The organism is Streptomyces sp. NPDC002730 (assembly GCF_042888805.1).
Lineage (GTDB): Bacteria > Actinomycetota > Actinomycetes > Streptomycetales > Streptomycetaceae > Streptomyces.
Window position 1 is genome coordinate 47,065 of the sequence record NZ_JBIAQG010000025.1, and the last position, 11,745, is coordinate 58,809.

Consider the following 11,745-nt stretch of genomic DNA (forward strand, 5'->3'; position numbering starts at 1 on the left):
ACTCCACTGTGAGGGCTACGACGTGCGGGTTCAGGACTGGCCAAGTTCGTTGTCGAGCAGGTCGAACAACTCGTCGGCTGTCGCCGACTCCAGCGCGTCGTCCGGTGCTGCGCCGTCCGCTTCGGTCTGGGCGTCGGTCCACTTCGACATCACGGCCCGCAGCCGGGCGGTGATTCCGGAACGCTCGTCGGCGCCGCCGCCGATCGCTGCGAGCAGCGATTCGAGCCTGTCGAGCTCGGAGTGGACGGACAGCGCGGTCGCGCCCGTCTCCGTACCGAGCTCCGCTGCCAGGTAGTCGGCCACGGCGGCCGGCGCCGGGTAGTCGAAGATCAGCGTGGCGGGCGGCCGCAGTCCGGTCGCCTTGCCGAGCTGGTTGCGCAGTTCGACAGCCGTCAGCGAGTCGACACCCAGCTCCAGGAAGCCGCGCTTCGGGTCGATGTCATCGGGTCCCGCGAAACTGAGGACGGCTGCCGTCTGCGTACGTACGAGGTCGAGCAGCAGCTCCGCACGCTTGTCCGCCGTGAGACCGGCCAGACGCTTCGCGAATGCCTCCGACTCAACGACCGCGGTCTGCTGCGCGCTGCGGCGGCCAGGGGTGCGTACGAGTCCGCGCAGCAGCGGCGGTACGCCGGCCGATGATGCCTGGGCCCGTACGGCGGCCAGGTCCAGGTGCATCGGTACGAGCAGGGCTGTGTTGGTGGGCCATGCGGCGTCGAGGAGTTCGAGGCCCTCGGTGTCGGTGAGGCCGTTGAGGCGGTGGCGGTCTGCGTTGCTGAGGTCTCCGGCCATGCCGCCGGCTTGTTCCCAGGCGCCCCAGGCGAGGGAGGTTGCGGGGAGGCCGAGTGCTTGGCGGTGGTGGGCGAGTGCGTCGAGGAAGGTGTTGGCGGCGGCGTAGTTGCCCTGGCCGGGGTTGCCGATGACGCCGGCGGCGGAGGAGAAGAGAACGAATGCGGTCAGGTCTGTGTCGGCTGTCAGTTCGTGGAGGTTGAGGGCGGCGTCGACCTTGGGGCGCATGACCGCGTCGAGGCGTTCCGGGGTGAGGGAGTTGACGACACCGTCGTCCAGGACTCCGGCCGTGTGGATCACGGCGGTCAGCGGACGCTCGCTGTCGATCGACTTGAGCAGCGTCTCGAGCGAGCTGCGGTCGGATGCGTCGCAGGCGGCGATGTCGACGGTGGTTGCGCCGAGTTCGACCAGTTCGGCCGCCAGCTCGGGTGCACCGTTGGCGTCGAGTCCGCGGCGGCTGGTGAGGATGAGGTTGCGTGCGCCGTGTTGGGTGACGAGGTGGCGTGCGACGAGGGAGCCGAGGGCGCCGGTGCCGCCGGTGATGAGGATGGTGCCGGACGGGTCCAGCTCGATGGGTGAGGCGGTCTCGGAGGCGGGCACGCGGGCCAGGCGAGGCGCTCGTACGACACCACCGCGCAGTGCCGCCTCCGGCTCGCCGGTCGAGGCCACCGAGGCGAGTCGGTCCCAAGCGGGCGACGCGTCGTCGGTGTCGAGGAGGACGAAGCGGTCGGGGTTTTCGGCCTGTGCGGAGCGGATGAGACCCCAGACGGGCGCGTTCGCCAGATCCTTGACGGCTTCAGCCGGGCCCGCGGCGACGGCACCGTGGGTGATGAAGACCAGGCGCGAGTCTGCGAACCGGTCTTCGGCCAGCCAGTTCTGCACCAGGCTCAGTGCGTGATGTGCGGACTGGTGTGCAGCATCAGCCGTGTCCGTACCCTCATCGGCTGCTGCCAGTGGTACGAGGACCAGCTCCGGCACCGGCGTACCGGACTCGAAGGCCTTGGCGAGGACATCGAGGTCGGCGTACGTCGCGAGCTCCGAGGGGACGGAGGACAGGACAGCATCTGTGCCAATCACGGACAGGGTCTTGTACACGGGAGCCGGGACGGAGATGTCCGTCCAGTCCACCTGGAACAGAGAGTCGTGGAATGCACGCTGAGCGGTCGAGAGCTGCGCGGAGTCCACCGGCCGCAGCATCAGCGACTCCACGGTTGCGACAGGTGCACCGCTGCCGTCGGCTGCGCTGATCGATACGGCGTCGGTGCCGGCTGCCGAGAGCTTGACGCGGAGCACGGAGGCGCCGGTGGCGTGGAGAGACACGCCGCTCCAGGCGAAGGGCAGTCGTGCCTCGTCCGAGGCCTCGGTGAAGTCGCCCAGGGACACGGCGTGCAGGGCGGCGTCGAGGAGTGCGGGGTGCAGTCCGAAGCCGTCGGTTGCGGTGCCCTCGGGCAGTGCCACTTCGGCGTAGATGTCGTTGTCGAGTCGCCAGGCGGCGCGCAGACCCTGGAAGACCGGGCCGTAGGTGAGGCCGATGCTTGCCAGACCGTCGTACAGCCCGTCGAGCTCGACGGTGTCGGCGCCCTTGGGCGGCCAGACGGACAAGTCGGCGCTGCCGTCGGCAGTTCCCTCGGACAGGAGCCCGGTGGCGTGGCGGGTCCACGGTGTTTCTGCCTCGGCGTTGTCGAGGCGTGAGTGGATGGTGACGTGGCGGTGCCCGTTGTCATCGGCGGCGCCGACGGTCACGCGGAGGGCGATGCCGCCGTGTTGGGGGAGTACGAGTGGGGCTTGGAGCGTCAGTTCCTCGAGTGAGTTGCAGCTGGCTTGGTCGCCGGCGTGGATGGCGAGCTCGACCAGTGCTGTGCCGGGGAGGAGAACGGTGTCCATGACGATGTGGTCGGCGAGCCAGGGGTGGGACTGGAGGGACAGGCGGCCGGTAAGCAGTACGCCGTCGGAGTCCGGGAGAGCGATCGCGGCGCCGAGCAGCGGGTGCTTGGTCGTGCCGAGTCCGAGGCTGGTGGCGTCACTGGACGAGGCTGTTGCGTGGAGCCAGTAGTGCTCGTGTTGGAAGGCGTAGGTCGGCAGCTCCACACGTTGCCCACCACGGCCCGCGTATACGCCGTTCCAGTCGAGTTCTGTCCCGTGGACGTGTGCGTGGGCGATGGCCTGAGTGAGGGTGTCGGCTTCGGGGCGGTTCTTGCGCAGGACGGGGGTGAAGACCATGTCGTCATGGGCGTCGGGGAGGGTTTCCTGGGCCATGGCGGAGAGGGTTCCGTCGGGGCCGAGTTCCAGGTAGGTGGTGACGCCTTGGGTGGCGAGGTGGGTGATGCCGTCGGCGAAGCGGACTGCTTGGCGGACGTGGCGTACCCAGTAGTCGGCGGTGCCGAGGTCTTCGGGTGTGGCGAGTTGGCCGGTGAGGTTGGAGACGACCGGGATGCTCGGGGTCGAGTAGGTCAGGCTTGCGGCGATGGTGCGGAACTCGTCCAGCATGGGTTCCATGCGGGGGGAGTGGAAGGCGTGGCTGACGCGGAGCTGGCGGACCTTGCGGCCCTGCTCCCGCCAGTACTCCAGCACCTCCACGACAGTGTTCTCGTCACCGGAAATGACCACGGACGAAGGTCCGTTGATCGCGGCGATGGCGATCTCCGTCTCCCGGCCTTCCAGCAGCGGCTGGATCTCGGCTTCGGTGGCCTGGATCGCGGCCATGGCTCCGCCGGCCGGGAGGGCCTGCATGAGACGGCCGCGCGCCGCGACCAGCTTGGTGGCGTCTTCGAGGGTGAAGACGCCTGCTGCGTGTGCGGCAGCGAGCTCGCCGACGGAGTGGCCGACGAGGAAGTCGGGGGTCAGTCCCCACGCCTCGACCAGTCGGAACAGGGCGACCTCGATGGCGAACAGCGCGGCCTGCGTAAACGCGGTCTGGTCCAGGAGACTGGAGTCCGCGTTGTCCGTGCCGAAGACGAGGTCCTTCAGCGGACGCTCAAGGTGCCCGTCAAAGTGCGCACAGACCTCGTCGAAGGCCGCCGCGAAGACCGGATACGCCTCGTACAGCTCGCGGCCCATGCCGGTCCGCTGGCTGCCCTGTCCCGTGAACAGGAACGCCAGCTTGCCGCCCGTACCGGTCGATCCGTCGACCAGTCCTGGGGCCGTCCGTCCGGCGGCGAGAGCCTCCAGCCCGGACAGCAGCTCCTCACGGCTCGCACCCGAGACCACGGCCCGGTGCTCGAACCGCGCCCGCGAGACCGCCAGCGAGTAACCCACATCCGCCAGACCCAGCTCGGAGTCCTCCACGAAGGAGTACAGCCGCTCGGCCTGCGCCCGCAGCGCACCCTCAGACTTGCCCGACAGCACCCACGGAACGACCCCACCAACCACCGGAGTCTCGGAAGCTTCAACAGCTTCCACGGCCGGCGCCTGCTCCAGAATCACGTGAGCGTTGGTGCCGCTGATGCCGAAGGACGAGACGGCGGCGCGGCGCGGGCGGTCCAGGTCGGGCCATTCCCGTGCCTCGGTGAGCAGGGAGACGTCACCCGTCGACCAGTCGACGTGCGGTGAGGGCTCGTCCACGTGGAGGGTTTTTGGCATGACACCTGCGCGCAGTGCCAGGACCATTTTGATGATGCCGGCGACGCCGGCCGCTGCCTGGGTGTGGCCGAGGTTGGACTTGATCGAGCCGAGCCACAGGGGCTGGTCGGTGTCGCGTCCCTGGCCGTACGTGGCCAGCAGCGCCTGAGCTTCGATCGGGTCTCCCAGGCGTGTGCCCGTGCCGTGCGCCTCGACGACATCCACATCGGTTGTCGACAGACCGGCATTGGCGAGGGCCTGGCGGATGACGCGCTGCTGCGACGGGCCGTTGGGAGCGGTCAGGCCGTTGGATGCGCCGTCCTGGTTGACGGCGGAGCCGCGTACGACCGCAAGGACCTTGTGGCCGTTGCGCTGTGCGTCCGAGAGGCGTTCGACGAGCAGCATGCCCACGCCTTCGGACCAGCCGGTGCCGTCGGCTGCGCCGGCGAAGGGCTTGCAGCGGCCGTTCAGCGCGAGGCCGCGCTGGAGGGCGAAGCTGGCGAACGTGTCCGGTGTCGGCATGACGGTGACACCACCGACGAGCGCCATCGAGCAGTCGCCACGTTGCAGCGACTGCGTCGCCATCTGCAGGGCGACCAGCGAGGACGAGCACGCGGTGTCCACAGTGACAGCCGGACCCTCGAAACCGAACGTGTACGAGACACGGCCGGACGCAATGCTGCTCGCACTGCCGTTGCCGAGGAAGCCCGCCACCTCGTCCGGCACTTCGGTGAGCCGGGAGGCGTAGTTGTGGTACATCACGCCGGCGAAGACACCTGTTGAACTGCCGCGTACGGATGCCGGATCGATGCCCGCGCGCTCCAGCGCTTCCCATGAAGCCTCGAGCAGCAGCCGCTGCTGCGGGTCCATCGCCACTGCCTCACGCGGCGAGATACCGAAGAAGGTCGGGTCGAAGTCGGCGGCCTGGTGCAGGAAGCCACCTTCCAGCGCGTACTCCGACGCCGGCCGATCCGTGTCGCCGTCGAAGAGTCCGTCCAGGTCCCAGCCGCGGTCGGTCGGGAAGGGCGTGATCCCGTCGCCGTCCGTGAGGAGGAACTGCCACATCTCCTCGGGAGTGGTGATTCCGCCCGGGTAGCGGCAGGCCATGCCGACGATTGCGATCGGCTCGTCGTCGGTGTTGTCGCGGACCGCTACGGCGGCGGTCACCTCGGGCTGGGTGCCCATGACTTCGGCGATGAGGTAATCGGCGACGGCAGTTGCGTTCGGGTAGTCGAAGACGAGGGTGGCGGGGAGTCGGAGTCCGGTGGCTGTGCCGAGTTGGTTGCGCAGTTCGACTGCGGTGAGTGAGTCGAAGCCCAACTCCTTGAAGGCACGGGCGGGTTCGACGGTAGTGGCGTTCTCGTATCCCAGGACATTGGCGACGTGTGTGCGGACCAGGTCGAGGAGGAGTGTGTGGCGCTCTTCGTGTGAGAGGCCGGTGAGGCGTTGTGCCAGGGCTCCGGTCTCGACGGTTGCGGTGTGGGCGGTGCGGCGGACGGGAGTTCGTACGAGTCCGCGCATCAGGGGCGGTACGCCGGCCGATGATGCCTGGGCGCGTACGGCGGCCAGGTCCATGTGCATCGGTACGAGCAGGGCCTTGTCGGTGGGCCATGCGGCGTCGAGGAGTTCCAGGCCCTCGGCGTGGGAGAGACCGGTCATGCCACCGCGACTCATGCGGTTGGCGTTGGCGTCTCCGAGGTTTCCGGCCATGCCGCCTGCCTGCTCCCAGGCGCCCCAGGCGAGAGAGGTTGCGGCCAGGCCGAGCGAGCGGCGGTGGTGGGCGAGTGCGTCGAGGAAAGTGTTGGCGGCGGCGTAGTTGCCCTGACCCGGGCTGCCCATGACGCCGGCCACGGAGGAGAAGAGGACGAATGCGGTCAGGTCTGTGTCGGCTGTCAGTTCGTGGAGGTTGAGGGCGGCGTCGGCCTTGGGGCGGAGGACCGCGTCGAGTCGGTCGGGGGTGAGGGAGTTGATGACGCCGTCGTCCAGGACACCGGCCGTGTGGATCACGGCGGTGAGGGGGCGCTCGGCGGGGACGGCGGCGAAGAGGGTTGCGAGGGCCTCGCGGTCCGCAGCGTCGCAGGCGGCGATCTCTACCTTGTCCGCGCCGAGTTCGGCCAGTTCGGTGGCCAGTTCGGGTGCACCGTTGGCGTCGAGTCCGCGGCGGCTGGTGAGGATGAGGTTGCGTGCGCCGTGTTGGGTGACGAGGTGGCGTGCGACGAGGGAGCCGAGGGCGCCGGTGCCGCCGGTGATGAGGATGGTGCCGGAGGCGTCCAGGGGTGTGGTGGTCTCGGCGATCGTCGGGCGGGCCAGGCGGGGTGCACGTATGGCGCCGTTGCGGAGTACGGCTTCGGGTTCGTCGGAGCCGAGGACCAGCCACAGCGAGTTGAGTTCGGGTGACTTGTCGTCGGTGTCGAGGAGTACGAAGCGGTCGGGGTTTTCGGACTGGGCCGTTCGTACGAGGCCCCAGATGGGTGCGTTGGCCAGGTCGCTGACGGTGTCGGCCGAGCCGGCAGCGATTGCGCCGTGGGTGACGAACACCAGGCGGGAGTCGGCGAAGCGGTCCTCTGCCAGCCAGCCCTGCACGAGAGCCAGCGCGCGGTATGTCGCTTCGTGAGCGGCGGTGGCTGTGTCCGTGCCTTCGTACGCCGCGAGGGGAGCGAAGACGACCTCGGGGATCGTGTCGGAGGTAGTGAGCTCGGCCAGGCTCGAGAACACCGGGCCGTCGGCAAAGACGCCCTGCTGACCGCCGAGCACTGCCCACGTACCCGGCTCGACCAACGGCAGCGACAGCTCCGGCCACTCGATGCTGAACATCGAGTCGTTGAAGCCCTCAGAGCCTGCTGTGAGCTGTTCGGTTGTGACGGTGCGGAGTACCAGGGCGTCTGCGGTTGCGACGGGGGTTCCGGTCTCGTCGGCTGCGCTGATCGATACGGCATCGGTGCCGGCTACCGAGAGCTTGACGCGGAGCACGGAGGCGCCGGTGGCGTGGAGAGACACGCCGCTCCAGGCGAAGGGCAGTCGTGCCTGGTCCGATGCTTCGACGAAGTCCCCGAGGGCCACGGCGTGCAGGGCGGCGTCGAGGAGTGCGGGGTGCAGTCCGAAGCCGTCGGTGGTGGTGCCTTCGGGAAGTGCGACCTCGGCGAACACGTCGCCGCCCAGTCGCCACGCAGCCCGAAGACCCTGGAACACCGGGCCGTAGGACAGGCCCGTACTGGCGAGGTTCTCGTAGAGATCCTCAACTCCAACGGACTCAGCGCCCTTCGGCGGCCACACCGACAGATCAAATGACGCGTCTGGCGTGCTTTCTGTCAGGAAGCCGACCGCGTGACGGGTCCACGGCTCCGCAACATCCGCCTCGTCCAGCCGCGAGAAGATCGCGACCTGCCGCCGCCCGTTGTCGTCGGCAGCGTCGACCGCCACCCGGACAGCGATACCGCCGCGTTCGGGAAGGACCAGCGGGGCCTGGAGCGTCAGCTCCTCCAAGGAACTGCAGCCGACCTGGTCGCCGGCGTGGATCGCGAGCTCGACCAGTCCGGTGCCGGGGACGAGGACGGTGTCCATGACGGTGTGGTCGGCCAGCCAAGCGTGCGACTGCAGCGAGAGACGGCCGGTAAGGACGATGCTGTCCGTCTCGGGCAGCGACATCGCCGCGCCGAGGAGCGGGTGGCCGGTCTTGCCGAGTCCGAGGCTGGTGGCGTCACCGGCTGCGGCTGTGGCCCGCAGCCAGTAGTGCTGGTGCTGGAAGGCGTAGGTCGGCAGCTCCACACGTTGCCCACCACGGCCCGCGTATACGCCGTTCCAGTCGAGTTCTGTCCCGTGGACGTGTGCGTGGGCGATGGCCTGAGTGAGGGTGTCGGCTTCGAGGCGGTTCTTGCGCAGGACGGGGGTGAAGACCATGTCGTCATGGGCGTCGGTGAGGGTTTCCTGGGCCATGGCGGAGAGGGTTCCGTCGGGGCCCAGCTCGATGAAGGTGGTGACGCCTTGGGTGGCGAGGTGGGTGATGCCGTCGGCGAAGCGGACTGCTTGGCGGACGTGGCGTACCCAGTAGTCGGCGGTGCCGAGGTCCTCGGGTGCAGCCAGTTGGCCGGTGAGGTTGGAGACGACCGGGATGCTCGGGGTCGAGTAGGTCAGGCTTGCGGCAATGGTGCGGAACTCCTCGAGCATGGGTTCCATGCGGGGGGAGTGGAAGGCGTGGCTGACGCGGAGCTGGCGGACCTTGCGGCCCTGCTCCCGCCAGTACTCCAGCACCTCCACGACAGCGTTCTCGTCACCGGAGACCACTACCGACGAAGGTCCGTTGATCGCGGCGATGGCGATCTCCGTCTCGCGGCCTTCCAGCAGCGGCTGGATCTCCGCTTCGGTGGCCTGGATCGCGGCCATGGCTCCACCGGCCGGGAGGGCCTGCATGAGACGGCCTCGCGCAGCGACCAGCTTGGTGGCGTCTTCGAGGGTGAAGACGCCTGCTGCGTGTGCGGCAGCGAGTTCGCCGACGGAGTGGCCGACGAGGAAGTCCGGGGTCAGGCCCCAGGCTTCGACCAGGCGGAAGAGTGCGACCTCGATGGCGAACAGTGCGGCCTGCGTGAATACCGTCTGGTCCAGCAGACCGGAGTCCGCGTTGTCCGTGCCGAAGATGAGGTCCTTCAGTGGGCGCTCGAGGTGCCCGTCAAAGTGCGCACAGACCTCGTCGAAGGCCTCAGCGAAGACCGGATACGCCTCGTACAGCTCCCGGCCCATTCCGGTCCGCTGGCTGCCCTGTCCCGTGAACAGGAACGCCAACCGGCCACGGTTCACGCTGCCGGTGGTCAGTACGCCGGACGGTTCACCGGCGGCCAACGCCTGTACTCCCGCGAGGAGTTCGTCCCGGTCAGTGCCGGTGACGACGGCCCGGTGCTCGAACCGCGCCCGCGACACCGCCAGCGAGTAACCCACATCCGCGAGACCCAGCTCAGAGCTCTCCTCCACGAAGGAGTACAGCCGATCGGCCTGCGCCCGCAGCGCATCCTCAGTCTTGCCCGACAGCACCCACGGAACGACCCCGCCAACCACCGGAGCCACAGCCACCGCATCGGAGTTCTCGACCGGCGCCTGTTCCAGGATGATGTGCGCGTTCGTGCCGCTGATGCCGAAGGACGACACTGCCGCTCGCCGTGGACGGTCGAGCTCGGACCACTCCCGCGCCTCGGTCAGCAGGGAGACGTCACCCGCCGACCAGTCGACGTGCGGTGAGGGTTCGTCGATGTGGAGGGTCTTGGGCATGACGCCGTTACGCAGCGCCAGGACCATCTTGATGATGCCGGCGACACCGGCCGCTGCCTGGGTGTGGCCGAGGTTGGACTTGATCGAGCCGAGCCACAACGGCTCCCCGCCCTCGCGCCCCTGGCCGTACGTGGCCAGCAGCGCCTGAGCTTCGATCGGGTCGCCGAGCCGCGTGCCCGTACCGTGCGCCTCGACCACATCGACATCGGCCGTGGACAGGCCCGCGCCCGCCAGTGCCTGGCGGATGACGCGTTGCTGCGAGGGACCGTTCGGAGCGGTCAGACCGTTCGACGCGCCGTCCTGGTTCACGGCGGAGCCGCGGACGACCGCAAGCACCTTGTGGCCGTTGCGCTCGGCGTCCGACAGCCGCTCGACGAGCAGCATGCCCACACCCTCGGACCACGCGGTTCCGTCCGCGGCGCCGGCGAAGGCCTTGCAGCGGCCGTCTCCGGCCAGGCCGCCCTGGAGTGCGAAGTCGATGAAGGTGTCCGGGTTCGGCATGACGGTGACGCCGCCGGCAAGCGCCAGCGAGCACTCTCCCCGGCGCAGCGCCTGAACAGCCAGGTGCAGCGTGACCAGCGAGGACGAGCATGCGGTGTCCACGGTCACGGCCGGACCCTCAAGGCCGAACGTGTACGAGACACGGCCGGACACGACGCTGCTGGAGTTGCCGGTGCCGAGGAAGCCGCCGACGCCGTCAGGGATGTCCGTCACGCGAGCGGCGTAGTTGTGGTACATCACGCCGGCGAAGACACCGGTTGAGCTGCCGCGTACGGACGCCGGGTCGATCCCGGCGCGCTCGAAGGCCTCCCACGATGCTTCGAGCAGCAGCCGCTGCTGCGGGTCCATCGCCAGCGCCTCACGCGGCGAGATCCCGAAGAACGCGGGGTCGAACTCCGGTGCGTCATGCAGAAACCCGCCGGCCAGCGCGTACTTCGTGCCGGGACGATCCGGGTCCTCGATGAACTGGTCCTCGATGTCCCAGCCACGGTCGGCCGGGAACAGCGATGTGCCGTCGCCGCCCCCCATGAGGAACTGCCACATTCCCTCGGGTGAGGTGATTCCGCCCGGGTAGCGGCAGGCCATGCCGACGATTGCGATCGGCTCGTCGTCGGTGAGCACCACGGCAGGGGCGACCGCCGTCTGCAGGGTGTCCGTACCGCCGAATTCGGTGAGCAGGAAGTCGACCAGGGACAGGGGATTCGGGTAGTCGAAGACGAGGGTGGCGGGGAGTCGGAGTCCGGTGGCTGTGCCGAGTTGGTTGCGCAGTTCGACTGCGGTGAGTGAGTCGAAGCCCAACTCCTTGAAGGCACGGGCGGGTTCGACGCTGGTCCCGCTCTCGTGGCCGAGGACATTGGCGACGTGTGTGCGGACCAGGTCGAGGAGGAGTGTGTGGCGCTCTTCGTGTGAGAGGCCGGTGAGGCGTTGTGCCAGGGCTCCGGTCTCGACGGTTGCGGTGTGGGCGGTGCGGCGGATGGGGGTGCGTACGAGTCCGCGCATCAGGGGCGGTACGCCGGCCGATGATGCCTGGGCGCGTACGGCGGCCAGGTCCATGTGCATCGGTACGAGCAGGGCCTTGGCGGTGGGCCATGCGGCGTCGAGGAGTTCCAGGCCCTCGGCGTGGGAGAGACCGGTCATGCCACCGCGACTCATGCGGTTGGCGTTGGTGTCTCCGAGGTTTCCGGCCATGCCGCCTGCCTGCTCCCAGGCGCCCCAGGCGAGAGAGGTTGCGGCCAGGCCGAGCGAGCGGCGGTGGTGGGCGAGTGCGTCGAGGAAGGTGTTGGCGGCGGCGTAGTTGCCCTGACCGGCACCGCCCATGACGCCGGCGGCGGACGAGAAGAGAACGAATGCGGAGAGCCCCAGATCCCACGTCAGCTCATGCAGGTTGAGGGCGGCGTCGGCCTTGGGGCGCAGGACCGCGTCGAGTCGGTCGGGGGTGAGGGAGTTGATGACGCCGTCGTCGAGGACTCCGGCGGTGTGGATGACGGCGGTCAGCGGACGTCCGCTGTCGATCGACTTGAGCAGCGTCTCCAGCGAGCTGCGGTCGGAGGCGTCGCAGGCGGCGATCTCTACCTTGTCCGCGCCGAGTTCGGCCAGTTCGGCGGCCAGCTCGTCGGCGCCTTCCGCATCGAGTCCGCGGCGGCT

General features: G+C 69.0%; 1 protein-coding gene. It reads right to left on the reverse strand.

The window, feature by feature from the left end; genetic code table 11:
- Window positions 1-30 precede the first annotated feature (30 nt).
- Window positions 31-11,745 (reverse strand): SDR family NAD(P)-dependent oxidoreductase (locus tag ACFYXH_RS40165; RefSeq protein ID WP_389574161.1); only part of this gene is annotated, 11,715 nt, incomplete at its 5' end.